This is a genomic window from Thermanaerovibrio acidaminovorans DSM 6589, assembly GCF_000024905.1.
Taxonomy (GTDB): Bacteria; Synergistota; Synergistia; order Synergistales; family Synergistaceae; genus Thermanaerovibrio; species Thermanaerovibrio acidaminovorans.
The window spans coordinates 478,282-502,609 of the sequence record NC_013522.1; the positions used below are offsets into that span (position 1 = coordinate 478,282).

Annotated in this window: 24 protein-coding genes; 16 read left to right on the forward strand and 8 right to left on the reverse strand. The window is 65.8% G+C overall.

Annotated features, from left to right (window positions below; genetic code table 11):
- The first annotated feature begins 14 nt into the window (after window positions 1–14).
- Genes TACI_RS02245 through TACI_RS02255 form a run of 3 tightly spaced genes read left to right on the forward strand, consistent with a single transcriptional unit; the run spans window position 15 to window position 2,949 of the window.
- Entirely contained in the window at window positions 15–833 is an 819-nt protein-coding gene (locus TACI_RS02245) for a [LysW]-aminoadipate kinase (RefSeq protein WP_012869201.1), read from the forward strand.
- Window positions 794–1,909: an aspartate aminotransferase family protein gene (locus TACI_RS02250; RefSeq protein ID WP_012869202.1), complete on the forward strand. Its 1,116-nt coding sequence runs from the start codon at window positions 794–796 to the stop codon at window positions 1,907–1,909. Before TACI_RS02245 ends, TACI_RS02250 begins: the two co-directional genes overlap by 40 nt.
- A complete protein-coding gene (locus tag TACI_RS02255; protein WP_012869203.1) occupies window positions 1,909–2,949 on the forward strand; it encodes a M20/M25/M40 family metallo-hydrolase in 1,041 nt (346 codons plus the stop codon). Before TACI_RS02250 ends, TACI_RS02255 begins: the two co-directional genes overlap by 1 nt.
- On the opposite strand, the gene TACI_RS02260 is transcribed toward TACI_RS02255, so the two are convergent.
- Entirely contained in the window at window positions 2,921–3,475 is a 555-nt protein-coding gene (locus TACI_RS02260; protein ID WP_012869204.1) for a folate family ECF transporter S component, read from the reverse strand. The genes TACI_RS02255 and TACI_RS02260 overlap by 29 nt on opposite strands.
- A gap of 244 nt (window positions 3,476–3,719) precedes the next feature.
- Here TACI_RS02260 and ptb point away from each other — a divergent pair, with 244 nt between their 5' ends.
- Genes ptb through TACI_RS02280 form a run of 4 tightly spaced genes read left to right on the forward strand, consistent with a single transcriptional unit; the run spans window position 3,720 to window position 7,286 of the window.
- Window positions 3,720–4,640 carry a phosphate butyryltransferase gene (ptb, locus tag TACI_RS02265; RefSeq protein ID WP_012869205.1) on the forward strand — a complete coding sequence of 307 codons (921 nt, stop codon included), beginning with the start codon at window positions 3,720–3,722 and terminating at the stop codon, window positions 4,638–4,640.
- Window positions 4,641–4,692: 52 nt separating this feature from the next.
- Window positions 4,693–5,781 (forward strand): butyrate kinase, encoded by a 1,089-nt coding sequence (buk, locus tag TACI_RS02270; protein WP_416340836.1) that lies wholly within the window; start codon window positions 4,693–4,695, stop codon window positions 5,779–5,781.
- Between the two features lie 12 nt (window positions 5,782–5,793).
- Entirely contained in the window at window positions 5,794–6,600 is an 807-nt protein-coding gene (locus TACI_RS02275; RefSeq protein ID WP_012869207.1) for an alpha/beta fold hydrolase, read from the forward strand.
- On the forward strand, window positions 6,597–7,286 hold the full coding sequence (locus TACI_RS02280) for a phosphate signaling complex PhoU family protein (RefSeq protein ID WP_012869208.1): 690 nt from the start codon (window positions 6,597–6,599) through the stop codon (window positions 7,284–7,286). Before TACI_RS02275 ends, TACI_RS02280 begins: the two co-directional genes overlap by 4 nt.
- Window positions 7,287–7,310: 24 nt before the next feature.
- Here TACI_RS02280 and gpt read toward each other — a convergent pair whose 3' ends face one another.
- Window positions 7,311–7,775, reverse strand: a complete 465-nt coding sequence (gene gpt, locus TACI_RS02285) for a xanthine phosphoribosyltransferase (RefSeq protein WP_012869209.1) — start codon at window positions 7,773–7,775, stop codon at window positions 7,311–7,313.
- 212 nt (window positions 7,776–7,987) lie between these two features.
- On the opposite strand from gpt, the gene TACI_RS02290 reads away from it, so the two are divergent.
- The 4 genes from TACI_RS02290 (at window position 7,988) to TACI_RS02305 (ending at window position 12,643) form a co-directional block, all read left to right on the forward strand.
- On the forward strand, window positions 7,988–8,908 hold the full coding sequence (locus TACI_RS02290; RefSeq protein ID WP_012869210.1) for a FlgT C-terminal domain-containing protein: 921 nt from the start codon (window positions 7,988–7,990) through the stop codon (window positions 8,906–8,908).
- A 28-nt stretch (window positions 8,909–8,936) separates the two neighbouring features.
- On the forward strand, window positions 8,937–9,350 hold the full coding sequence (locus TACI_RS02295) for a tetratricopeptide repeat protein (RefSeq protein WP_012869211.1): 414 nt from the start codon (window positions 8,937–8,939) through the stop codon (window positions 9,348–9,350).
- A gap of 102 nt (window positions 9,351–9,452) precedes the next feature.
- Complete coding sequence (locus TACI_RS02300; RefSeq protein WP_423218555.1) at window positions 9,453–10,472, forward strand: proline racemase family protein; 1,020 nt, start codon at window positions 9,453–9,455, stop codon at window positions 10,470–10,472.
- A gap of 47 nt (window positions 10,473–10,519) precedes the next feature.
- Entirely contained in the window at window positions 10,520–12,643 is a 2,124-nt protein-coding gene (locus tag TACI_RS02305; protein ID WP_012869213.1) for a patatin-like phospholipase family protein, read from the forward strand.
- A gap of 9 nt (window positions 12,644–12,652) precedes the next feature.
- On the opposite strand, the gene TACI_RS02310 is transcribed toward TACI_RS02305, so the two are convergent.
- The 4 genes from TACI_RS02310 to panD are packed head-to-tail and all read right to left on the reverse strand — an operon-like array spanning window position 12,653 to window position 15,638.
- Window positions 12,653–13,564, reverse strand: a complete 912-nt coding sequence (locus tag TACI_RS02310) for a ketopantoate reductase family protein (protein ID WP_012869214.1) — start codon at window positions 13,562–13,564, stop codon at window positions 12,653–12,655.
- Entirely contained in the window at window positions 13,565–14,398 is an 834-nt protein-coding gene (gene panB, locus TACI_RS02315; RefSeq protein ID WP_012869215.1) for a 3-methyl-2-oxobutanoate hydroxymethyltransferase, read from the reverse strand.
- Complete coding sequence (gene panC, locus TACI_RS02320; protein ID WP_012869216.1) at window positions 14,399–15,244, reverse strand: pantoate--beta-alanine ligase; 846 nt, start codon at window positions 15,242–15,244, stop codon at window positions 14,399–14,401.
- Window positions 15,245–15,260: 16 nt separating this feature from the next.
- Entirely contained in the window at window positions 15,261–15,638 is a 378-nt protein-coding gene (gene panD, locus TACI_RS02325; protein ID WP_012869217.1) for an aspartate 1-decarboxylase, read from the reverse strand.
- A 144-nt stretch (window positions 15,639–15,782) separates the two neighbouring features.
- On the opposite strand from panD, the gene TACI_RS02330 reads away from it, so the two are divergent.
- Window positions 15,783–16,163: a hypothetical protein gene (locus TACI_RS02330; protein WP_164925108.1), complete on the forward strand. Its 381-nt coding sequence runs from the start codon at window positions 15,783–15,785 to the stop codon at window positions 16,161–16,163.
- A gap of 62 nt (window positions 16,164–16,225) precedes the next feature.
- Here TACI_RS02330 and TACI_RS02335 read toward each other — a convergent pair whose 3' ends face one another.
- Both TACI_RS02335 and TACI_RS02340 read right to left on the reverse strand, forming a co-directional pair.
- Window positions 16,226–18,139: a serine hydrolase domain-containing protein gene (locus tag TACI_RS02335; protein ID WP_012869219.1), complete on the reverse strand. Its 1,914-nt coding sequence runs from the start codon at window positions 18,137–18,139 to the stop codon at window positions 16,226–16,228.
- Between the two features lie 619 nt (window positions 18,140–18,758).
- Window positions 18,759–20,147, reverse strand: a complete 1,389-nt coding sequence (locus TACI_RS02340) for a phosphomannomutase/phosphoglucomutase (RefSeq protein WP_012869220.1) — start codon at window positions 20,145–20,147, stop codon at window positions 18,759–18,761.
- A gap of 132 nt (window positions 20,148–20,279) precedes the next feature.
- Here TACI_RS02340 and TACI_RS02345 point away from each other — a divergent pair, with 132 nt between their 5' ends.
- From TACI_RS02345 to TACI_RS02360, 4 genes are all read left to right on the forward strand, one after another.
- A complete protein-coding gene (locus TACI_RS02345; RefSeq protein WP_012869221.1) occupies window positions 20,280–21,101 on the forward strand; it encodes an HD domain-containing protein in 822 nt (273 codons plus the stop codon).
- Window positions 21,102–21,245: 144 nt separating this feature from the next.
- Window positions 21,246–21,716: an NADH-quinone oxidoreductase subunit NuoE family protein gene (locus tag TACI_RS02350; RefSeq protein WP_012869222.1), complete on the forward strand. Its 471-nt coding sequence runs from the start codon at window positions 21,246–21,248 to the stop codon at window positions 21,714–21,716.
- Window positions 21,713–23,575 carry a (2Fe-2S) ferredoxin domain-containing protein gene (locus TACI_RS02355; protein ID WP_012869223.1) on the forward strand — a complete coding sequence of 621 codons (1,863 nt, stop codon included), beginning with the start codon at window positions 21,713–21,715 and terminating at the stop codon, window positions 23,573–23,575. The genes TACI_RS02350 and TACI_RS02355 overlap by 4 nt, the downstream gene beginning before the upstream one ends.
- Entirely contained in the window at window positions 23,572–24,294 is a 723-nt protein-coding gene (locus TACI_RS02360; RefSeq protein ID WP_012869224.1) for a 2Fe-2S iron-sulfur cluster-binding protein, read from the forward strand. Before TACI_RS02355 ends, TACI_RS02360 begins: the two co-directional genes overlap by 4 nt.
- Window positions 24,295–24,328 lie beyond the last annotated feature (34 nt).

Sequence of the window (24,328 nt, forward strand, 5' to 3'; positions counted from 1 at the left end):
GAGGTGTGAATCGGATGCTTGGAGTGGTGAAGATAGGAGGGGCCCGGGGTAACCGGTATGACCACCTGGTACGGGAGCTTTCCGCCCGGGTCCTCAGGGGGGAGCGGTGGATCCTGGTGCACGGCGCCAGCGGAAGGATGGAGGAGCTCTGTGCCTCGAGGGGGGTGGAGGTCCGGATCGTGTGCAGCCCGTCGGGCTACACCAGCCGGTACGTGGGCCCGGTGGAGAGGGAGATCTTCGAGGAGGCGGCGTTCCACATGTCCCACCTGGTCTCCTCCATGCTGAGGTCAAGCGGGGTGGAGCCCGCCATAGTGACTCCCGCCGAGGGGGAGCGGAAGGATTGCCTCCGCTCCGTAGAGGGGGGGCGGGTCCGGATCCTCCGGGACAACTACAGCGGCCGGGTGACCCGGGTGGACCCCCAGCCCATTCGAAGGCTACTCGAGTTGTCCAAGGTGCCGGTGATACCCCCCCTGGCCATGTGTCAGGGGCTCTTCATAAACGTGGACGGGGACCGGCTGGCCGCCCAGGTGGCCGCCGCGGTGGGGGCCCAGGGGCTGGTGATCCTCTCCAACGTGCCGGGTCTCATGAGGGACCTGGAGGATCCTAACAGCGTCCTTCCCATGGCCAGCCTGGAGGAGTGGGACCTGGTGGAGTCCCTGGCGGCGGGGAACATGAAGCGCAAGGTCCTGGCGGCCCGGGAGGCCCTGGGGGCGGGGGTACAGAGGGTGATCCTGGCGGATGGCCGCCTGGAGGAGCCCCTTGCGGGGGCGTTGGAGGGAAGGGGGACGGTGCTTTGCTCAGCTCCATGTACGGTAGCCGCGGCGTCCAGCTAGTCTCCGGAAGGCTCGGCCGGGTGGTGGACCGGGAGGGGCGGGAGTACGTGGACTGGTTCACCGCCCACGGGGCCGCCCTCTTCGGCCACCAGGACCCCCAGCTGGTCCAGGCCCTCAAGGGGGCGGCGGAGGGGCTTTGGACCGTGGGGGCCGGCTTCGATCATCCGAGCCGGAGGGCCCTGGAGGAGGAGGTGGAGAGGTGCCTGCCCGGGAGGCGGTTCTTCGTCTGCAACAGTGGGACCGAGGCGGTGGAGTGCGCCCTGAAGCTATGTATCGCCCTAAGGCCCGGCAGGACCCGATTGATAGCCGCCAGGAGGGCCTTCCACGGGAGGACCCTGGGGGCCCTCTCCCTCACCTTCAACCCAAAGTACAGGTCCAAGTTCGACCCCTTCCTGTGTAGGGTGGAGCACCTTCCCCCGGAGCGGATACCGGAGGCCATAGATGACCGGGTGGCGGCGGTCTTCCTGGAGCCCGTCCAGGGGGAGGGGGGAGTTCACCCCCTGGACGCGGAGCTGGGCAGGCGGATCACCCGGGCCGCGGCGGAGCACCAAGCCATCCTGGTGGCCGACGAGGTCCAGACCGGCATGGGACGCTGTGGTCGGATGATGGCCAGCCACCTGGTGGGACTTGAGCCCCAGGTGGTGTGCCTGGCCAAGGGGCTTGCGGGGGGCTTCCCATGCGGCATGGTCCTCTGGGACCGGGATCTGGGGGACTTCTCCCCGGGGCTACACGGCTCCACCTACGGGGGCAATCCCCTTGCCTGTTCGCTGGCTGCCCTGTCCATGGGGCGGATCCGCTCCGGGGAGCACCTGGAAGCGTGTCGGATCATGGAGGCCTTCCGGCGGGAGCTGGCGGGGGCTGGGTTGGACGTCCAGGTGAGGGGCCTTGGGACCATGACCGGTGTGGAGGTCCCGGTGGACTCCTCCGGGATCGTGAAGTCCCTCCAGTCCGCGGGGCTCCTGGCCCTCCAGGCGGGGCCCCGGGTGGTCCGGTTCCTCCCCTCCATAAAAGTCACCGGGGAGGACGCGGAGATGGCCCTGGACCTGTTCATCCGGTCCTTGAGGGGGGCGTCCTGATGGATCCCGTGTCCTTCCTCTCCGATCTGATCCGGGTTCCGAGCCCAAGCGGTGACGAGGGCCCGGCGGCGGAGGTCCTGGCGGAGGCGCTTCTGGGGCTGGGTTGGGAGAGGAGCTGGATCGATCCGGCGGGCAACGTGTTAGCCTCCCGGGGGGATGGGCTCAGCCGGGTGGCCCTCTTCGGGCACCTGGACACGGTGCCCGGCGGGCCGGAGCCGATGATCCGGGGTGACCAGGTCTGGGGCCGGGGCTCGGTGGACGCCAAGGGCCCCTTATGCGCCATGGCGGTGGCGGGATCCCGGGTGGAACTGCCCCCCGGGGTTGGGCTAGTCCTGGTGGCGGCGGTGGGGGAAGAGGTGGACTCCCGGGGGGCCCGTCACGCCCTGGCGTCCGGCCAACTGGAGGGGGTAAGGGGGGTGGTTGTGGGGGAGCCCACCGGGACCGACGGGGTTGCCCTCTCCTACCGGGGAAGGGTGCTCCTCAGGCTCAGCGACTCCGATGGGGGGGCCCACAGGTCCTGCGACTCTGGGCCCCTCACCCGGGTGCTGATGGGGGCCTCCCGGGTGGTCTCCCACGTGTCCCATCTGGAGGGCTTCTCGTCCGCGGTGGTCCACATGGAGGGGGAGGAGTCCGGGGGCAGGTCCGCCCGGGTCACTTTGGACCTTAGGGTGCCGGTGGGGGCCTCCGCCCTCGCCCTGGCGGAGGAGCTGGTCCCCATGGCCTCCGGGGTTCGGGTGGAGCTCCTGGAGGTGGTGGAGCCCCACTCGGTGGGGGCCGGTGACCCGGTGGTCAGCTGCCTCAGGGGCTCCATCCGGGGGGTGGGGCGCAACCCCCGGCTACTGGCCAAGCTGGGCACCTGCGACTTCAACGTGCTGGCCCCCCTTGGGGTCCCCATGGGGGTCTACGGCCCCGGGGACCCCAGGCTGGACCACTCGGACCAGGAGAGGCTGGACGTGGGGGATTACCTTAGGTCCATAGAGGTCCTGTCGGACGCCATCCCCCGGATCGTGTCTAGGGTCTGCAACCCCCAAGGAAGGTGACCGTGGCCCCGCTAAGCCTTGCGATGAGCATCCGGCAGACCAGGGTGTAGGCGGGGATGGTGAAAGCGGCGGCGATGAACCGGGGGGGCATGGTGACCCCTATGGGCAGGGAGAACAGGTGCTGGATCAGCAAGGGCACAGTGACGCAGGATATGGCCAGGTGCGGCAGGGCGATGGAGATCCCCATGGTCCATAGTCCCCGCCGGTTCGATGGTATCAGGTGGTAGATGAGCCCCGGGAGAAGCCCCGACAGGGTGGAGGTGACGGTGAAGTGGGGCATGTAGGGCCCCATCGGGTTGACCCAGTAGCCCACCAGGTCCCCCAGGCCTCCGATCACCGCCCCCGCCAGGGGGCCCAGGTACAGGGAGCCGAAGACCACCGGCAACTGGCCGAAGCCTATCCGTATGCCCTCCACGGATCCTATGGCTATCCTAAGACTGGCCACCCGGGTCAGGACTATGTTCATGCCGATGAGCAACCCCATGATGGCCACGTCCCGGGTGGAGAACCTCCTGGCTTCCTTCAATGTGGATCCCTCCTCGCGCTTTAGTACGTGAGAATTTACCACAGGGGACCGATCCGGTGAAGCCCCGCCTTTTTGTGCTATGATGTGTATTTTTTAGATTTCTATTGTATTTTTGGGATTTTCAAGGTTGCATCATGATATGCATTGACTGGGCTCCTGTGTTCCCCGGGTTGCGGGGGAGTATAATAGAAACCAGCCCTAGGGGCTAGAGTTTTAATCCCACGTCATAGGAGGTCCGGTTCTGATGAAGCAGTTGCGTTCCCTCACGGAGCTCTTGGATTACGCCAAGGAGGTAGGCCCCCTCAAGGTGAGCGTGGCCTGCGCGGAGGACGCGGAGGTCCTGGAGGCGGTGGAGGAGGCCCGCAAGGCGGGCATAGCGGAGGCCATCCTGGTGGGCAATGGGGAGGCCATCGCCTCCGTGGCGTCCAAGCTGGGGATAGACCTCTCCAACTATGAGGTGGTGGACGAGCGGGGCGGCGAGGCGGCGGCTGCGCTGGTGGCGGTGGAGCAGGTCTCCTCCGGCAGGGCCCACATCCTCATGAAGGGGATGGTGAAGACCGCAAACTTCCTCAAGGCGGTGCTCAACAAGGAGAAGGGGCTCCGGACCGGCTCCCTGCTGTCCCACGTTTACATCCACGACGTGGAGGGTTACGACCGCATATTCTTCATCACCGACCCGGCCTTCAACATGTACCCGGACCTGCCCGCCAAGGTCTCCATCGTGGAGAACGTGGTGAAGGTGGCCCACTCGTTCGGCATATCCTGTCCCAAGGTGGCGGCCCTGGCGGCGGTTGAGGTGGTGAACCCCGACATGCCCCCCACCCTGGACGCGGCGGCCTTGGTCCAGATGAACCGCCGGGGTCAGATAAAGGGTTGCGTGATCGACGGTCCCCTGGCGCTGGACAATGCGGTCAGCGAGGAGGCGGCCCGCCACAAGGGCATAGTCTCCGACGTGGCGGGGCACGCGGATATCCTCATGGTGCCCGACATCGAGGCGGGGAACATGATGGCCAAGGCCATAATCTACTTCGCCAAGGGCAAGACCGCGGGCCTGGTGGTGGGCGCCAAGGCCCCCATAGTGCTCACCAGCCGGTCCGACTCGGCGGAGACCAAGCTCCTGTCCATCGCCTCCGCGGTGGCCATGGCGGCCTTCGGGAAGAAGTAGCCCCAAACGCCCCCTCCGCCCCCCGGCGGAGGGGGAACTCCACCGGGGAGGGGTGTTGCCCTTGTCGTATCCCCTGATTCTCTCCGTCTATCCCAGGCATTTGAGCACCGACGTGGCCCTGTTCAGGGGGCCCGTTCGGGTCTTCGTCTCCTCCCGTTCCCACCGCCGGGAGGAGCTGGTCAGGTTCGTCCGGGTCCGGGATCAGCTACCCATCAGGATCCGGGCGGTGGAGGACGTGGCGGTGGAGCACTCCTTGGACCTGTCCTCGGTGGAGGCCTTCGTGGCCTGCGGGGGCCTGGTGGGCCCCGTTAGGGGTGGATTCTACCGGGTGGACCGGGCCATGGAGGAGGTCCTTGGCGATGGGACCTTCGGGGAGCACGTCTACAACCTGGGGGGCCTCATGGTCCACCGGCTCTCCCGATCCTACGGGGGCGTGCCCCTGGTGGGGGACCCGGTGAGCACCTTCGAGCTATGTCCCGAGGCCAGGCTTTCCGGCATGGTTGGATGCCATCGGGAGCCGGTCTTCCACGCCCTGTCCCAGCGGAGCGCCGCCAGGTTCGCCGCCGGGCGGCTGGGCAGGGCCTACCGGGACTGCAGGCTGGTGGTGGCTCACCTGGGCTACGGGATAAGCGTTGGGGCCCACCTGGATGGGCTGGTGGTGGAGGTGAACGATGCCCTGCATGGGGAGGGGCCCTTCTCGCTGGAGAGGGCTGGATCCCTGCCCACCTTGGGTCTCTTGGAGCTGGCCTACAGCGGCAGGCACGACATGGAGGACCTCAGGGGCATGATCACCCGGGATGGTGGTCTAGCAAGACACCTGGGATGCCGGGACTTCATGGGGGTGGAGGCCCTCGTGAGGCGTGGGGACCAGAGGGCCTTGGAGGTGTTCGACGCCTTCGTCTCCGGCATATCCAAGGAGATCGCCGCCAGGGCCACGGTCCTCCGGGGGGAGGTGGATGCGGTGGTGCTCACCGGTCCCATGGTCGCATGGGATCGGCTGGTGTCCCAGCTGGAGGATCGCTGTGGCTGGATTGCCCCCGTTATCACCGTGAAGGGGCAGGACGAGCTGGCGGACCTGGCCATGGGGGCTCTGGAGGTCCTGTCCGGCCGGGTGGAGCCCCTCGTCCTAGGAGATCGTTAGGGGGTGTTCCGGATGAATGTGGTTGACCGTCTTCGTACCGTTTATCTTGATGGTAGCTTTGGGGATCGCAAGGTTCACCTGCACCTATTCACCCCAGACCAGCCGTTCCGGGATCTGGTGGTGGTGTTTCACGGTGTTCACGGCAACGCCACTCCCGAGGAGGGGAACAAGTATGGGGACCTGGGGCGGATGATAGCCCAGCGGGGGGCCGCCGCGGCGGTGGTGGAGACCAGCCGTCTGCGGCGGGACCGGCAGGCCTTCGAGGGTGACAAGAACCGGTGGGCGGTGGAGGCCTTCTCCGGCAAGACCTTCGCCCAGGAGATCCAGGACCTGGCCTGGGCGGTCAGGGGGGCCACGGAGGAGGTTGAGGCCCCACGTCTTTGGCTCTGGGGCTTCTCCCTTGGGGGCATAGGGGCCATGCTAATAGCCTCCGGGCTCTGCTCCTCCCTGGGGGTCGATTCCCCCGCCTCGGAGGTGGAGGGGGTGGTGGTCTCCGGCACCGGCGACGTGCTTAGGGACACGGCGGACCTGGGGATGCTGAAGCTGCCCATCCTCAACAACCTGCCCGACAGGTCCCTTCTGCAGGATGCGGCCAGGAACCTGAAGGCCTCCTTCTTCGCCTCCTTCAGGGGGACCGAGGACGACCTCTTCGGGGTGGCCTCTTGCCGCCGGCTGGTGGACCTGGTGCCCCTGCCGGAGGAGGACAAGTTCATGCAGGAGCTTCCCGGGGTCGATCACTCTTTCCGGATGATGAACGGTCAGCCCTCCAGGGAGCCCTTAAGGCTCATGGTTGACCGGGTGAGGCTCCGCTGGGGGTGAAGCTGTTCGGAAGGTCCCAGGAGACTGGGGGCTTCGATCGACGGGACCGGGAACTGCTCATGGGGATGTTGGTCTCCATGGGGGCCCTGGTGAGGGACAACCTGAGCGCGGTCCTGGGGCGCCTCTCGGGCCCCCTGGATGACTGGGGCATGCCCCCCGATGAGCCGGTGGACTCCATGGAGGTCCGGGTGGAGCAGGAGTGCCTTAGGCTCATGGCCTTAAGGCAGCCCCTGAGGGAGGACCTCAGGTTCTGCTTCGCGGTGCTCCGGATAGCCAAGGACCTGGAGCGCATGGGGGATGAGGCCCAGAACGTGTACGAGGAGCTGTCTAACCTCAAGGGCCCGGTGGACCTGGCGGAGTGGGGGGAGCTCCCCCTGATGGGGTCCAGGTGCCTTGAGATGATGGATGACGCCATGGACAGCATGGTACGGCTCGACGGCCAGCTGGCGGTGGAGGTCTTCCGTCGGGATGACCAGGTGGACCAGCTGTGGGGAAGCCTGCGCCTTAGGGCCGCGGAGGCCATCGGGGATCGGTGCGGATCGGGAAGGGACTGGGCCATGGGGCTGCTATCCCTGCTGGCGGTGGGACGCCACCTGGAGAGGGTTGCGGACCACTGTGCAAACGTGGCCGAGCTGGCTTACTTCGTCATAACCGGGCGGAGGCTCCGGGGGGAGGAGATCCCCTGAGCCTCCGCCCGGGCCCATCCGGGGCTAGAGGATCGGCGAATGGGAGGGCTCCCAGGGGAAGATTATCCAGGTGTTCTGGCTCACCTCGGTGACGAACTTGTCCACCAGGGGGCGTCCCTCCGGTTTGGCGTATACGGTGGCGAAGTAGGCCTGGGGGAACATCTCCCTAACCACCTGGGCGGTCTTGCCGGTGTCCACCAGGTCGTCGATTATGAGGCAGTTCTCGTCCACCCCCTCCAGATCGGGCCTCTTGAGCACCGTCAGGTCCCCCTGGGACTTTAGGGTGTAGCTGGATATGCAGACCGTGTCCACCAGCTTTATCTGCAGCTCTTGGGCCATAAGGGCGGCGGGGACAAGCCCGCCTCGGGCCACCGCGATGAGCCTGTTCCACCGCCGAAGCCTGGACAGCTCCGCCGCCAGCTGGCGGCACTCCCGCTGAAGCTGATCCCAGCTAACGGAGTATGTCTTTACGTACCTTTCGTCGGACATTAACCTTCCTCCTCAAGTGGTGTGTATTTCCGTAGATTACGACCACATAGGCACCTAGAGCAAGGGCCCCCTTGGCTTTTCCCCCCAAACGGGTTGATATATGATAGTGTCCGCTCCTCGGGGGACCTAATGGGTGCAAGTCATTGGTCCGAATAGTATAAGGGATCCTAACCGGACCCACAAATCACGAGTCATCTTGGGGGATCTGCGCGTTGAGAAAGCCTCTTCGAATAGCCTTGGCGGTTCTTGCCCTGGCCCTGCTCTGGGGGAGCTCCTGCCTCGCCCAGGTGGTTGGGGCCGATGACCGGTACATGAAGATAAGGATAGCCTCGCCGATACACAACCTGACCTCCGTCCGGGTGTGGAGGTCCCGGTACGACCCCTCCGACGGGCTACCGGACAGGATGACCCAGTACTTCCACAACCTGCTCAAGTCTGCCCCAATGGTGGAGGCCACGCTACTGGACAAGGAAATCGGGGCCGGATGGCCCGTCAGGGGCTTCGGCCCCAACGACGTGGTGGTGAAGCTTAACTTGGAGGACCTTAGGATCGAAAAGAAGGACCTGGTTGGGTCCCGGATGAGGGCCTACGCGTCGGTCAGGATGACCGTGTACGGCGCCACCTCCAAGGACCCGATCTACACCTGGGTGGCCAACTCGGAGCTGGAGCGTTGGACCCCCGAGTATCGGGACCTCAAGGAGCCCTACTTCTGGCGGGACTTCGAGGGGACCGTCTGCTGGTCCGCCGTGCGGGACGCGCTGGACCGGTGCGCTGAGGAGCTCATGTCGGTCCGCCGGGGCTACCGGGTCCTGGGGCGCATCGTGGCGGTGGCCCGGCCGGCAGAGGGGCTCAAGTGGGATAGGGACGTCAAGCGGTTCCACGTGAACCTGGGCAAGGACGAGACGCTTCAGGAGGGGGATCTGCTGGCGGTGGTTAGGTCCACCGTCACCAGGACCGTGGACGGGGAGGAGCCGGTGATGATCTACCCCCAGAAGGTGGCCACCGTCAAGGTGGTCTACCTGTCCGACCGGGACGGGGTGGTCCAGGTGGTGAGCGAGCCCAAGGACTACCCGGTACAGGTGGGGGACGTGGTCCTGATGCCCCTCACCACCCCCAGGAAGGGCAGGTTCTGACCTTTGGAACCCTCGGGAGGGATCGATTTTGAACTTTGCTAAGATGCTGTGTCTTGGTCTAGCTGCGGTGACATTTGGCGTGGCCCCCTGGCAACCCCAGGCGGAGGCCAAGGTCAAGGTCCGGGCGGTGAAGTCCCCGGTGGCCACCCGGGCCCGGGATCCCCTGATGGCGGAGGCCTGGCGGGGGGGACAGCAGCTGGTCATGGAGGGGAAGCTGAACTCGGCGGTCCGCTACCTGCGCCGCTACGTGACCGTGATGCCCCGATCCGCCGACGGGTGGTTCTGGCTGGGCAGGGCCTACCTGGCCATGGGGGATCACCAGAGGGCCAGGAACGCCTTCAACCGGGCCCTGGCGGTGGATCCCTACTACCCGTCCCTTCAGCCGGATCGGCTGGACCAGTCGGGCATGCCCCTGTGGCCGGAGATAACGTCCCCCATGTAGCAGATTAGAAACCCCAGCAAGCCCCCTGGCACTCCAGGGGGCTTGCGCTTATCATAGTGGATGGATCGTGTCCGAGTTTGAACAGGTCCTTATCTAGTGGGGGTGATCCGATTGAGGCTTCGTCGAATGGTCAGCGTGGTTGACACCCACACCGGTGGGGAGCCCACCAGGATAATCCTCTCCGGGGGGCCCATCCTGAAGGGGAGGACCATGTTGGACCGGTGGGAGGAGTTCGCCTCCGCCCACGACGCCTTCCGGGAGTTCGTCATGCGGGAGCCCCGGGGTCACGGGGACATGTTCGGCGTCATGATAACCCCCCCGTGCTCCGATGAGGCCCACTGTGGGGTCATCTTCATGGACACCGGCGGGTGCCTCACCATGTGCGGACACGGTTCCATCGGCCTGGCCAGGACCCTGCTGGAGCTGGGGATGGTGACCGGCGAGAGTCCCTGCGCCGATGTGGTTTTGGACACCCCCGCGGGGATCGTTAGGGTCACCGTGGACATCAGGGAGGACGGTCGGATTGGGGAGGCCACCCTCATGAACGTACCGTCCTTCCTCTATGCGGAAGACCTGAAGGTAAGGCTGTCGGATGGCACGGACGTCACCCTCCAGGTGGCCTTCGGGGGCAACTTCTTTGCCATAGTCCCCGCCCAGCAGCTGGGGCTCTCCATCGTTTCCGATGAGGCCCGGCGGATCCAGGCCCTTGGGCTCGAGATAAGGGACCTGGTGAACCGAAAGCTCGAGGCATCTCACCCGGAGGATCCCCGGATCTGCGGGGTGGAGCTGGTGGAGTTCTCCCTGAAGACCGGGGAAAGGTCCGCCAGGAACTGCGTGGTCTTCGGGCAGGGGTCCCTGGACCGCTCCCCCTGCGGGACCGGAACCTCCGCCAAGATGGCGGTCCTGGCGGCGTTGGGGGAGCTCAAGCCCGGGGAGGAGTTCGTCCACCAGGGCATAGTGGGGAGCACCTTCCGGGCCTTCTACAGGCCCGGACCCGTGATCGGCGGCTTCGACTCCATCATCCCCTACATCAAGGGGACCTCCAGCGTCACCGGCTTCAACCTGCTGCTGGAGCAGGACGGGGACATGTTTCCCCGGGGCTTCCTCCTGGGGAGGGCTTAGATGGGGCATCCCCCAAGGGTTCCCAGTTCAAGCGACGGAGGTGTTTCATGACCGTGTTGAGGCGAAGCACGTTGGCTTTGTTCGTGGGGATCTCGCTTCTGATCCATCTGGCCACCCCATCGGCCATCATGGGGTCCCAGGGGGATGGGGTGGTGTTGGTACTCTCCGGGGGGGGCACCAAGGGGCTGGCCCACATAGGGGTCCTCAAGGTCCTGGAGGAGGCGGGGGTCAGGATAGACGGCATAGTGGGCACCAGCATGGGGGCCATAATAGGGGGCCTCTACGCCTGCGGGTACAGCGCCCATGATCTGGAGCGGCTGGTGATGGAGAACAGCATCCTGGACCTGCTGTACGACCGGACCCCCCAGGACATCCCGGACGCGTCGCTGAACCGGCTTCCCAAGGGCCGCTCCGGCCTGTTCGACTTCCACTTCGATAAGGACCACAACCGGGTAGGTCCCATGGGGGGCATGTCCGCCACCCGGCTGGTGTCCTTCTTGAGCCGGGTGACCGGGGAGCGGTTTCAGGGGGGGGACTTCGATCGGCTGAGGATCCCCTTCGCGGCGGTGGCCACCGACCTGGAGACGGGGGAGACGGTGGTGCTGAGGCGGGGTAACCTGGCGTACGCCATGAGGGCCTCCATGGCCATACCGGGCATCTTCGACCCCTGGATGGTGGATGGCCGGCTCCTGGTGGATGGGGGACTGGTGGCCAACCTGCCGGTCTCCATAGCCCGGGAGCTCTTCCCGGGCAGGAAGGTCCTGGCGGTGAACCTGTCGGACATGGGGGTCAAGAACCGGCGGGAGATAAGGACCCTGTACGACGTGGTGGCCCAGTCCCTCAACATAATAACCGCCCCGTCGATCCGGTCCGAGGCCTCCAAGGCGGACCTGCTGGTAGAGCCCGACGTGGGGCGGTTTGGCCTGTTGGACCCCGGGGGCTACGACAGGATAATAGCCGCCGGGGTTGAGGCCGCCCGGGGGCTTGGGGATCGGATCGCCGCTCTGAGCCCTCGGGACGGGGCCCCGCCGGCATCGCCCGCTCTCCTGGCCAAGGAGCCGCCGGTGGTGATGAGCGTCCAAGTGGAGGGCCTGCCCCCGGAGATGGCGAGGGACGTGGAGGAGCACCTGCGGCCCTGGGTCGGCAAGGGGCTGGACATGGAGGCGGTGCTGAGGGAGGCGGACCGGCTGTCCCGCCGGGAAGACTTCGTGTCGGTTAACGGGTACGCCAGGCCTCGGGACGACCGGGGGGTGGACGTGGTCATGTCCTTCCAGAGGCGCCCGCCCATAGAGGTCTCCGTGGGGGGCTACGCCACCAACCTTCACTCCCAGCGGTGGATGTCCCTCTCCGGAGTGAAGAGGGACTTGATCTCCCAGGGGGACGTGATGGAGGGACAGTTCAGGCTGGGGGACCACTGGGGCTGGGTCCTTCGGTACTTCTCCCCCTACGATGACGACTCCCAGTGGGGGATGGCCTTGACCGCCCGGGAGGATGAGATATCCCCCAGCGGGATGTCCCAGGAGCGGTGGAAGAGATACGGTCTCAGGGCCCTTCGCTACTCGGACAACGGCAGGACCCGGTTCGGCTGGGGGGTCCTGGTGGAGAACGTGGACTTGAAGGACTCCAGGACGCTGACGGGCCCATACCTCTACCTGTACCACGACGGCACGGACTCCAAACAGCACCCCACCAGGGGGTACGCCCTGGAGGTCAACGTTTGGTCCCCCAACCTTGACAGGGTCATCTCCAGGACGGTGTTCAACCGCTACGTTCCCTGGGGTGACCGGTACCGGGTGGTCATAAGCGGGGGGCTCGAGACCGGGGACCGGGAGGATCCCCCTCACCGGGCCTACCTGGGGGATCAGGAGGAACTCTACAGCCTGGGGGACAGCCCCCTGGCGGGGGATCAGGCCGCGTGGCTGAGGGTAGGGATATCCGGCACGGTGATGCAGACCTGGTGGGGCAGGCTGGACGCGGAGCTCTTCGGCACCGCCGGGATGGTGATGAACCGGTGGACCAGGACCAACGATTCCTGGGAGGTGGGGCTGGCCCTGTCGATCCCGGGGCAGTTCTTCAACGGCCGACTGATGACCGTGTACGACAAGGGGGGCAACCTGACCTTCGGCTTCTCGGTGGGGGATCCCATCTGGTGGAACAGCCCCCTGCCCTAGCGGGGCCGCTCACCCTTTGGGAATCGAAAGGTCCTCCAGAGCCCTGACGAGCTCGCCCAGGGCGGCGGAGACCGGGGCACTGAGGCCCCCGTCCCGGCAGATCTCCGCCACCTTGAGGGACAGGGATCCTATCTCGGTGGGGCGCCGGGCCTCCACGTCCTGAAGCATGGAGGACCTGTTGCCCCCCGTGGCCTCCATGACCGACTCCACCGTCCGGCGCACCTCCTCCGGGTCCAGCGCCACCCCCTGAAGCCCCGCGGCCTGGACGGTCTCCTGGATCACGGAGCGGATGATCTCCATGGCCCAGGGGGAGGATCGGAGCTCCCCGTTCCTCACCCGCAGCAGGGCGGTCAAAGGGTTTATGCAGCAGTTTACGGCCGCCTTGGTCCAGATGTCCCTTCGGATGTCATGGGACTCATGGGCGTCGAAGCCCCCCGCCTTAAGGACCTCTATGGGGATCGACACGGAGGCTCCCCAGGGGGAGCCGATCCTTATCTGCCCGTCGCCCCCCCAGAATATCCGGTCCCCCTCCCGGTGGGCTCCGTAGGTGCAGACCCCCGCTGCCGTCCTATGCTCCCCCAGGACGGATGCCAGGGTCTCCAGGTTACCCAGGCCGTTCTGCAGCGTAACCGCCAAAGCCTCCCCGGGCAGCGCCTGGGACAGCGCCTCGGCGGCCTCCCAGGTCTTGTAAGCCTTGACGGTGACGAAGGCCACCAGGGGGGCGAAGTCCCGGGCGGCGCAAGGGGATGAGGTGGACCGGATGTTTGCCCGGATCTCGATCCCGTCCCTCCCAACGTATGTCAAGGACCTCGTCCCTTGCGTGGATCTCTCCAGGGCCATCACTGGGACCCCGGCGGCGGAGAGCTGACAGGCGATCCTCCCCCCCAGGGCCCCCAGTCCAACCACCAGGACCCGGGTCAACTAGAGCCCCTCCAGCTGGTCCTCGTCCATGGAGAAGCCGTGCTCCTCCCCGGGGAAGGCGGCGGATCGGACCTCCTGGGTGTACTCCCGGAGGGCCTGGATCATAGCATCCCGGCAGTTCATGTATCGCTTCACGAACTTGGGCTTGAAGGCGTCAAAGATGCCCAGCACGTCGTGGAACACCAGCACCTGCCCGTCGCAGTGGGGTCCCGCCCCTATGCCCACGGTGGGGATGGAGAGCCTCTCGGTGATCACCTTGGCCAGCGGGGTAGGTACGCACTCCAGCACCACCATGCAAGCCCCCGCCTCCTGGACCGCCATGGCGTCCTCAAGGACCTGCCTGGCCCGCTCCCGGTCCTTGCCCTGGACCTTGAAGCCCCCCAGCTGGGTGGCGCTCTGGGGGGTGAGCCCCACGTGTCCCACCACCGGTATCCCCGCCCTTACGATGGCCTCTATGGTCTGGGCCCGGGAGGTGCCACCCTCCAGCTTAACCGCGTCCACCCCGCCCTCCTTCACCAGGCGCCCCGCGTTTCGGACCGCCTCCTGAATGGAGACCTCGTAGGACATGAAGGGCATGTCCCCGATGATGAAGGGTGACCTGGAGCCCCTGACCACCGCGGCGCAGTGGAGGAGCATCATCTCCATGGTGACCGGCACGGTGGAGGTGAAGCCGTGCTCCACCATCCCCGCCGAGTCCCCCACCAGTATGGTGTCCGCCCCCGCCAGCTCCGCCATCTGGGCCTGCCAGTGGTTGTAGGCGGTGTGCATCACTATCTTCTCTCCCCGGGCCTTCATCTCCCGAAGGGCGGGGATGGTGACCTTTGGCCTGTCCATCTAGACACCCCCGTTCGGCTTTACCATGCCGTTGTCTATGAGCCGGGTGGATCCAACCCGGACCGCCAGCAGGATGCGTCCCGCGGACTTCAACGTTTCCAGCTCCTCCAGGGTATCGCAGTCCACCAACTTAATGTAGTCCACCGTAATGGAGGGGTGGTCCGGTATCTCCGAGAGGGCCGCCTCGACTATTGAAGCCGGGTCTGAGACGCCCCGGGATGCTTCCGCCTGGGCCCGGTTCACCGCCCGGGATAGGCAAAGGGCCAGGGACCTCTCCTCCGGGGAGAGGTAGACGTTCCGACTGCTCATGGCGAGCCCGTCCTCCTCCCGGGCTATGGGGCAGCCCACCACCTGCACGTCCAGGTTCAGGTCCCTCACCATCCGCTGGATCACCTTCAGCTGCTGGTAGTCCTTCTCGCCGAAGTAGGCCCTGTTTGGCTTCACTATGTTGAAAAGCTTCAGGACCACGGTGCAGACCCCCCGGAAGTGTCCCGGACGGCTGGCGCCGCATAGCCCCCTGGCGAGGTTCACCTCCTCCACCCAGGTGGAGTGGTCCCGGTGGTACATGGCCTCCGGCTCCGGGGTGAAGACCAGGTCAACCCCCAGGGGTTCCAGGAGCTCCAGGTCCCGCTTAAGGTCCCGGGGGTAGCGGGACAGGTCCTCGTGGGGGCCGAACTGGGTTGGGTTCACGAATATGGATACCGCGGTGGTCTGGTTCTCCGCCACGGAGCGCCTCACCAGGGACAGGTGCCCGTCGTGCAGGTACCCCATGGTGGGCACCAGCCCCACGGTGCCGGTCCCCTTGAGGGCGTCCCGTACCTCCTCTGGGGTCTTGGCGATGATCATGGTTGTCGCCTCCCGGTCAGAATATGGTGCCGTGATCCTCCCGATCGGTCACCTCCGTGGGCCGATTGTCCTGGTCCACCAGGACCACCTTGAGCCTGTGGTCCCGTGCCTCCTCGGGGGTCATCCAGCAGAAGGCCATTATTATAACCTTGTCCCCCGGCTGAACCAGTCGGGCGGCGGCCCCGTTCAGACATATGGTGCCCTCGGGTCCCTGGATGACGTAGGTCTCCAGCCGGTTGCCGTTGTCTATGTCCACCACTTGGACCGCCTCGCCGGGCAGGATCCCCGACAGCTCCAAGAGGTCCTTCCCTATGGTTATGCTCCCCACGTAGTGGAGGTTGGCCTCCGTGACCGTGGCTCGGTGGATCTTGCTTCTGCACATCTTAAGGAACACTGGCATCTCCTCCGATTTTTACCCCTTGGGTCCCCGATGGTTTAGGGGTTTTTACCTAGCCAATTATAAGGGAAATCCCCGTAAACGGACCCTCCCATGGGGGGTATATTGTGCCCAGATCCTGATCGAAAGGGGAGTTGATCCATGAAGAGGACGGGAGCGTGGATTTTGGCCGCCATGCTGGCGGTGTTGGTGGCGGGCAGCGCCTTCGCGGGCCCAAGGGTGGGCTACGGCGGGGGCTGGGGCTGGGATGGCCAATGTGGCCCTGGGGGCCGTAGGGGGCACCAAATGATGATGGGTCCCTACGGTTTCATGGGCCCTGTGGACCCCAAGGACGTCCCCAAGGAGGTCCAGGACTTGATGAGGGAGGCGGAGAGGCTTCACCTTCAGATGAGGATGGCCTTCACGGAGGAGAAGGTGGACCGGGCCAAGGTACTTGGTCTGCACGACAAGCTTCATGATCTCCATGGCAAGATAGCCCGCTGGAGGCTGGAGGAGGCCATCAAGAGGGCCAACGCCAAGTAGGCTAGGCGTTGGGTTTGAGTGGCCCGGTCCGGTGAGGACCGGGCCACTCGCATTTGGGCCCATCAGAACCGGAAGCCCAGAAGGTTCCAGTGGTTGAGGAACCAGAGGCCCCCAAGGGCCCCCGCCAGGGAGAGCAGGAAGGCCAGGGTGTCCAGCGGGATCCCCCTGCCCTGGGGCCTGGCCAGGTGGTAGAGGGAGATGCCCAGAGGCACCAGGCCCGCGAAGGGCAGGGCGAAGAGGGCCTTCACCTGCCAGGGGATCCCTATCCTCAGCTGGTAGCCCATGAGGCGGTCCGCCAGATACAGCCCAGCCAGGAAGGCCCAGGTGGTCAGCCAGTGGAGGGAGATGAAGCCCCACTTGGTTGGCCATTCGGAGGGTTCATCGTACCGGGGCTTGAGGCGTCCTAAGGCCCCCGCCGCCCATATTAGGGCGGAGGCGGTCCCCAGGACCCCGAAGGACCAGAGGAAGGCCCGGGAGGCGGTGGGGCCGTCCAGGGGGTGCATGGGTTCGTAGGTCTCGTAGGGCTCCCGGATGAACAGGAACTTGACCTTGCCGTCCGGCCCCCTGCGCAGGGCCATCCGCTCGGTGCCATCCAGGCTTATCAGCAGGTCCTGGGATAGGGGGATCCAGGTGGACGTGGGCCGGTCCCAGTCCTCCGGGTAGGAGACCGACACGGTCCCGTCCTGGTTGGCGTACACCTCTATGGGCTGGTCGAACATGAGGTATGCGGCGTCCACGGTGGTCCTGGGGCGGCGAATGTGTCGGTACCTCCCCTCCAGGTGAGCCGGAACCGGGGAGCTGGGCTCCCCCTGGGGCTTGATGGCCGGGGGCGCCAGGTAGCGTTCCACCAGCGCCTCCTTGAGGCGATCCCTTATCTGGGGCACGTCCCCGTTCATGGCCAGGAAGAAGCCGAAGGACCGCTGGGGGACCAGCACCAGCAGGCTGGTGAATCCGTCCAGGTCCCCCCCGTGCTCCAGCACCGTGAGCCCCCTCACCGAGGTCTGGTACATGCCCAGCGTGGCCCCCGGAAGGGACGGGTGGTTGTGGAAGGCGGGGGTGAGCAGCTCCCGGACCGCCTTGGGGTGTAGCGCCTGCCGGCCGTCCAGGATGCCGTCCTTGAGCAGGGCCCGGATAAGCTTGGCCATGTCCCTCCCGCAGGAGTTGAAGGATATGGCGGGGGCCTCCAGGAAGTATGCGTACTGGGCGGGGTATGGGTCCGGTGCGGAGTAGTAGCCCGCCGCGGAGTCCCTGTCCATGGCCTGGTCGCTCACGAAGCCGCTCTTGGTCATCTTGAGGGGGTCCAGGACGTTCTTCTTCACCGTGGAGTGGAAGCTGCGCCTTGTGGCCCCCTCGATGGCGGAGCCCACCAGGGCCAGGCCGAAGTTGGAGTAGGAGTAGACCTCCCCGGGGGGGAGGATCCGTCGGGGGGCCATCTTCTTCAGGGCCCGGGAGAAGGATAGCTCCTCCAGCGCGTCCTGGGCCTCGGTGCCGATCCATCGGTCCTCGAAGCCCCCGGAGTGGGTGAGCAGGTCCCGGATGGTGATGGGCCTCCAGCCCTGGACGGGGGGGATCTGGATGTGTTTGAGGTATCGGTTCACGTCCTGGTCCAGGGAGAGCCTTCCCCGTTGCTCAAGGGAGAGGGCGGTGAGGGCGGTTATGACCTTGGATATGGAGGCGGTTCGGACCACCGTCTCCTCCGTCATGGGCCGTTTGGACTCCAGGTCCGCCATTCCCACCCCGAAGCTGGCGATGACCCGGTCGTCCGCCACCGCCACGAACACCGCGCCGGGCACGTGGCAGGTCCTCATGGCCCCCTCCAGGAAGCCCCTTACGAAGGAGTTGAACTCCCTGGGGTCCAGGCCGCCGGCGTTGGGGGATCGCTTCTCAGCGCAGGGGGATGGGGAGGGGACGAACGCCAGGAGCAGCCCCAGGAGGAGGATCCATGGGCGGATTGGCAAGGCGGATCTGGGTCTCAAGTCATCACCCCGCGGGAAGGTAATTGGGTTAAGTTTTCCAGAATTATATCATGGGGGTCCGGGGGGCGGAAAATGATCGGGGAGGACCTCATCTGGGTCCTCCCCTGGCGGTTCGGCGGAACCGCTTCCCGGACTGGCTACCGGCGTTGTGGCTACCCTATTCGGTTGTGAGGCTTCGTTTCGCATGCTACTCCGCCGTTCCCCCCCTTCGGCTGTGGTCTTCACCGGGTCGGCTCAAAGTGAAACTGAACCGGGTCTCCAGCCCACTTACCGCTCTGCTGTCGGTCCAGCGGTGCGGCGATCTGCTTCGGTTGACCTGCGGACGCCCCCGTGGTGCCCCTTCAGCGCTGGGACCCAACCGCCACCGGAACCCTCGTACGTGCCCTCCGTTGCAAAAGTCTGCGTCGAGATGACCCGTTTACCCGAAGGTTCCCCCGACCCTCTCTTTAATCGCCCCTCCTCCTAGCTCTTCGCCTAGATGATACAAGGAAGTGGCGGTGAATTTCAAGTTCGACCTAGGTTTTTTGTAGCTAAAAAAACCGGCGAAAATGGGCAATATCTCCCATTTTCGCCGGTTTGCGTGGTTTCAGGTCATATCCTGCCTGAGGCTAGAGGGGCATCAGAACTCCCACTCGAACTCCCCCAGCCCTGCCTCCAGCAGCCGGGCTTTCATGTCCTTGCAGATGGTGTCCAGGTCCTCCTGGGTCCTGCCCTCGCAGCGGGTCACCAGCACCGGCTGGGTGTTGGAGGCCCTGACTAGGCCCCAGCCGTTGGGGTAGATTATCCTTACCCCGTCCACGGTGATGGTCTGAAGCTTCTCCTTGAGGGCCCGCTCCACCACCCGCTCCACCACCTGGAACTTCACCTGGTCGTTGGGGCAGTCCACCCGGGTCTCGGCGGTGCTCGGGTACTTGGGTATCCGGGACATGATCTGGGACAGCTTCTCGTCCGTGTTGGAGAGGATCCTCATGAGGCGACCTGCCGCGTAGAAGGCGTCGTCGAAACCGTAGAACTCGTCGGCGAAGAACATGTGTCCCGAGACCTCCCCGGCGAAGAGGGCGCTTATCTCCTTCATCTTCGCCTTTATGAGGGAGTGCCCGGACTTCCACCAGAGGGGGCGTCCCCCCATTCGCTGGGCCTCCTCTGGGAGCGCCATGGAGCTCTTGACCTCCACGATCACCTCCGCCCCGGGGTGCTTGGGCAGAATCTCGGACCAGTAGAGGATCATTAGCCTGTCCCCCCAGATGACCTCCCCCTGGTCGTCCACAACCCCGATCCGGTCCGAGTCACCGTCGAAGCCCACCCCCGCGTCGGCCCCGTGGGCCCTGACGGTCTCGATGAGCTTGGGCAGGTTCTCCCTCTTGGTGGGGTCCGGATGGTGGTTGGGGAAGGTGCCGTCCGGCTCGCTGAATAGCTCGATCACTTCACAGCCTATCCGACGGAGCATCTCCGGCGCGAAGAGCCCGCCGGTGCCGTTGCCGGAGTCCACCACCACCTTCAGCTTCCTGGACCCCAGGGTTATCTTGGAGGCCAGCATGGATATGTAGGCCTCCTTGATGTCCTCCCGGCGAACCGAGGCGCCGCCGGGGATCTGGATCCGGTCCTCCTCGATGATCCGCCGGATCTCCTGGATCTCGTCCCCGTAGAGGGTCACCTTGCCGAAGGCCAGCTTAAGTCCGTTGAACTCCTTGGGGTTGTGGCTGCCGGTGACCATGATGCCCCCGTCAACCCCGAAGTGGTGCAGGCTCCAGTAGAAGCAAGGGGTGGCCACGGTGCCCAGGTCTATCACGTTCACCCCCGCCTCGGTGAGGCCCCCTATGGCGGCGTCCATTATCCTCCTGGTGGAGTGTCTCACGTCGCCCCCTACGGTGGCGGTCCCTACCCCCCTGGACCTTAGGAACGTGCCGTACGCCTGGGCTATGAGGCGCACGTTATGGGATGTGAGCTCCTCCTCCGCCAGACCCCTGATGTCGTACTCCCTGAAGATGTGAGAGGGTACCTTGGGCATCCTATCGCCTCCCCTTTGGTTATCGTTGCGTGAGAAAAATTTTACCACCTAACCCGCCTTTCCGCCTTCCCCTTTTGCCAAATCGGGATTAGAATCAATATATCTAAAGTCTTACAGGCCGGAGGGATTCACATGTGGTCCGATGCTATGGTGGAGGCCTTCAACAGGGAGCTGTCGTCCTCCTTCGACCGGTACGCCAGCTCCTTTCGGGTTCAAGGGGAGCTGCCGTACCTCCTGGATCTGAAGCTTCGCCACTCCTACCGGGTCCGGGAGGAGGCGATGTCCATCGCCAGGCACTCAGACCAGGTGCCCCCCCATCAGCACCCCCTGGCCTTCGCGGTGGGGCTCCTGCACGACCTGGGCCGGTTCCAGCAGTATAGGCTCCACGGCACCTTCAACGACTCCGCCTCGGTGGACCACGGGGACCTGGGGGCCAGGATACTGGAGTCGGACCTCTCCCACCTTTCGGCCCTCATGCCCCAGCGGTGGTGGCACCTGCTGACGTTGTCCATCGGGCTCCACAACAAGCGCCGGGTGCCCCAGGGCCTCGACCCGGACGAGGAACTATGGGTCCGGTTGGCCCGGGATGCGGACCGGCTGGACGTCTACCGGGTCATAACCGGACACCTGGAGCGGGGAACCATGATCAAGATAATCCCCCGGCTGGTGGACCAGGACTCCCCGCCATCGGACCTTATCGTGGAGGAGATCCTGTCCACCCACACCGCCGACTACTCCATGGTCAGGAGCCTCGCGGACCTGCTCCTGGTCCAGATATCCTGGGCGTACGACATGAGCTTCCCCTGGTCCATGGCGGAGGTGCTCCGCCGGGGGGTGGTGGAGCGCATCTCCCGCTTCGTCCCCAAGACCTCCGGGGCCAAGCGGGTCATCCAGGACGTGAAGGCCTGGCTTGTTTCCTCCACCAGGTCCCCCGCGGTCCAGGCCGGGGTCTAGGTACACCGCCCCCGGGGGTACGGCTTATAGATAGTTTTTTGAACCGGGGTCAATCCCCGGTTTACTTGTATCCTCATGTTGTAAATTCTAAACTGTTATGATATACATCAGAGGTGAAACGAGGCACTTGAGGAGGCGGATCCCATGTCAGCGGACCACCATGATGACAGGCTCAAGGAGATCCTGCATCGGTACCCCCGGCACCCCAGGTTCCTCCTGGCCTTCCTGCAGGACGTCCAGCGGGAGTTCAAGCACGTTCCCCGGGAGGCCATGGAGGCCTCATCGGAGCGGTTCATGGTCCCCATGAGCCGGGTCTACTCGGTGGCCACCTTCTACCGGGCCCTCAGCCTGGTGCCCCGGGGCAGGAAGACCATCAAGGTCTGCATGGGCACCGCGTGCCACCTCAGGGGGGCCCCAAGGGTCCTGGAGACCATAGAGGAGGCCCTGCAGGTCCGCTGCGGGGGCACCACCCAGGACGGGGAGTTCTCGGTAGAGGCGGTGAACTGTCTCGGGGCCTGCGCCCTGGCGCCGGTGGTCATGGTGGAAGACCGCTGCTACGGCTCCATGACCGCCGCGAAGGTGAGGGAGATGTTGGAGGAGGAGAGAGGGAGATGAGGCTTTCTTCCCCGGAGGATCTGGAGCTCTACAGGGAGCAGCTCCTTAGGCGCGTTAAGCCCCAGCGGTGGGTCCGGGTCTGCGCCGGCACCGGGTGTCTCGCCGGCGGTAGCCAGGGGGTCTACGAGGCCCTGGTGGAGGAGGCCCGGCGGATAGGGTTGGACTCGCCGGTAAAGTTCCAGGCCAGGTGTTCCGGATGCCACGGTTTCTGCGAGGAGGGGCCCCTGGTGGTCTGCGGCATGGGGGATTCGGAGGTCCTCTACAGGAAGGTCAGGCGGGAGGACGCGCTGGAGATCCTCCTGGCCCTGGCGGATGACCGGGTGGTGGAGCGGCTCCTCTACCGGGACGGCCGGGAGGTCTACCGGGAGGAGCGGCACATCCCCTTCTACGCCCTCCAGAGGCGGAAGGTGTTGGAGCGGTGCGGCAAGGTGGACCCCCGGGACGTGGACCACTACATCTCCCTGGGGGGCTACGCCTCCCTGGCCAGGGCCCTGTCCATGTCGCCCGAGGAGGTCATAGACTGGGTCACCCGGGCGGGCCTTAGAGGCCGCGGGGGTGGGGGCTTCCCGGCGGGGCAGAAGTGGGCCTCCTGCAGGTCCGCCTCGGGCCCCCAGAAGTTCGTGCTGGCCAACGGCGATGAGGGGGACCCGGGGGCCTTCATGGACCGGAGCCTGATGGAGGGGGACCCTCACTCGATCCTGGAGGGGATGATAATCGGGGCCCACGCGGTGGGGGCCTCCAAGGGGTTCATATACGTCCGGGACGAGTACCCCCTGGCGGTGGAGAACCTGGCCCACGCCATCCGGGAGGCCCGGCGGCTGGGGCTGCTTGGAAGGCGCATCCTTGGATCTGACCTTTCCTTCGACGTGGACATATGCCGGGGGGGCGGGGCCTTCGTCTGCGGCGAGTCCTCGGCCCTCATGGCCTCCATCGAGGGCAGGCCCGGGGAGCCCCGGGTCAAGTACATAAGGTCCACCGAGCGGGGCCTCTGGGAGTGTCCCACGGTGCTGAACAACGTGGAGACCTGGGCCAACGTGCCCATCATCATCCGGGAGGGGGTGGATGGCTACAGGTCCCTGGGGACCAAGGACAGCCCGGGTACCAAGGTCTTCTCCCTGGTGGGCAAGGTCCGCCGGAGCGGCCTGGTGGAGGTCCCCATGGGGACGACCCTCCGGGAGATCATCTTCGAGATAGGCGGAGGGGTCATGGGCCGGAACCGGTTCAAGGCGGTCCAGACCGGGGGCCCATCCGGCGGGTGCCTGCCGGAGTCCAAGCTGGACCTGCCGGTGGACTTCGACCGTCTCACCCGGGAGGGGTCCATGATGGGCTCCGGGGGGATGATCGTCATGGACCACCGGAGCTGCATGGTGGACGTGGCCCGCTACTTCGTGAAGTTCCTGGAGGGGGAGTCCTGTGGCAAGTGCGCCCCCTGCAGGGAGGGTCTCAAGGCCATGGGGGAGATCCTGGAGGACCTGTGCTCCCGCCGGGGCCGCCCCGGCGACGTGGAGATGCTCCTCTTCATGGGCAACGCCCTGACCGACACGGCCCTCTGCGGCCTGGGCCAGACCGCGGCTAACCCGGTGCTCTCCACCCTGCGCCACTTCATGGAGGAGTACCGGGAGCACCAGGACCAGGGCTTCTGCCGGGCGGGGGTCTGCCGGGGCATGTTCGTAGCCCGGGTGGAGGCGGACCTGTGCGTATCCTGCGGCGCCTGCGCCAAGGTATGCCCCTTCGACGCCATACACAGGGATCCTTCCGGCAAGTTCGCGGTTGATCGGCGCTGTGAGGGTTGCGGGGCGTGCCTGGATGTCTGCCCCATGGGGGCCCTTTTGCCATCTCCTCGGGGGGTGAGGGAGTGAAGATATGGGTTGACGGACGGGAGCTGGACGTGGAGCGGGACGTCCTCCTGTACGATGCCATGGTTTCCGCCGGGGTGGAGGTGCCCGCCCTCTGCAGGCACGGGGGTCTCCCCCACGAGGGCACCTGCCGGGTGTGCATGGTGGAGGTGGATATCCGGGGCAAGAGGCGCCTGGTGGCCTCCTGCATGTACCCGGCGAGGGACCAGGGGCTCAAGGTCTACACCTCCACCCGGCGGGTGGAGGTGGCCAGGCGGTTCGTCATAGGCCTTCTGCTCCGGCGGAACCCCGCATCCCCCGCCATCCGGGCCCTGGCGGACCGGTGGGGGGCCATGGACACCTCCAGGCTCAGCCCCGTGGAGGGGAAGGACCTGTGCATCCGCTGCGGCCGTTGCGTCCGGGCCTGCGCCACCTTCGGAGCCAGGGCCATATCCTTCGCCAACCGGGGATGGGATCGGGAGGTGTGCACCCCCCTCAAGGAGCCCACGTTGAGCTGCGTGGGCTGCCTTTCCTGCGCGGAGGTGTGCCCCACGGGGCACATAACCTACCGGGAGTCCCAGGGGGAGAGGCAGATATGGGGCAGGACGTTCCAGCTGGTCAGGTGTTCCCGGTGCGGCGATCCCTTCGCCACCCGGGAGCAGCTGGAGCTGGTGAGGGACCGGGGGGACGTGTGTCCCCGGTGCCTCCGGGAGGAGGAGGGGCTCGCCCTCCGGGACGGCTAGTGCCCGGGGGATGGCCTATAGATGAGATCCAAGC

Coding starts and splice junctions, on each gene's coding strand:
- TACI_RS02245 (WP_012869201.1), top strand. CDS start 15: ATGCTTGGAGTGGTGAAGATAGGAGGGGCCCGGGGTAACCGGTATGAC.
- TACI_RS02255 (WP_012869203.1), top strand. CDS start 1,909: ATGGATCCCGTGTCCTTCCTCTCCGATCTGATCCGGGTTCCGAGCCCA.
- ptb (WP_012869205.1), top strand. CDS start 3,720: ATGAAGCAGTTGCGTTCCCTCACGGAGCTCTTGGATTACGCCAAGGAG.
- TACI_RS02275 (WP_012869207.1), top strand. CDS start 5,794: ATGAATGTGGTTGACCGTCTTCGTACCGTTTATCTTGATGGTAGCTTT.
- gpt (WP_012869209.1), bottom strand. CDS start 7,775: ATGTCCGACGAAAGGTACGTAAAGACATACTCCGTTAGCTGGGATCAG.
- TACI_RS02305 (WP_012869213.1), top strand. CDS start 10,520: ATGACCGTGTTGAGGCGAAGCACGTTGGCTTTGTTCGTGGGGATCTCG.
- panB (WP_012869215.1), bottom strand. CDS start 14,398: ATGGACAGGCCAAAGGTCACCATCCCCGCCCTTCGGGAGATGAAGGCC.
- panC (WP_012869216.1), bottom strand. CDS start 15,244: ATGATCATCGCCAAGACCCCAGAGGAGGTACGGGACGCCCTCAAGGGG.
- TACI_RS02330 (WP_164925108.1), top strand. CDS start 15,783: ATGAAGAGGACGGGAGCGTGGATTTTGGCCGCCATGCTGGCGGTGTTG.
- TACI_RS02340 (WP_012869220.1), bottom strand. CDS start 20,147: ATGCCCAAGGTACCCTCTCACATCTTCAGGGAGTACGACATCAGGGGT.
- TACI_RS02345 (WP_012869221.1), top strand. CDS start 20,280: ATGTGGTCCGATGCTATGGTGGAGGCCTTCAACAGGGAGCTGTCGTCC.
- TACI_RS02350 (WP_012869222.1), top strand. CDS start 21,246: ATGTCAGCGGACCACCATGATGACAGGCTCAAGGAGATCCTGCATCGG.
- TACI_RS02355 (WP_012869223.1), top strand. CDS start 21,713: ATGAGGCTTTCTTCCCCGGAGGATCTGGAGCTCTACAGGGAGCAGCTC.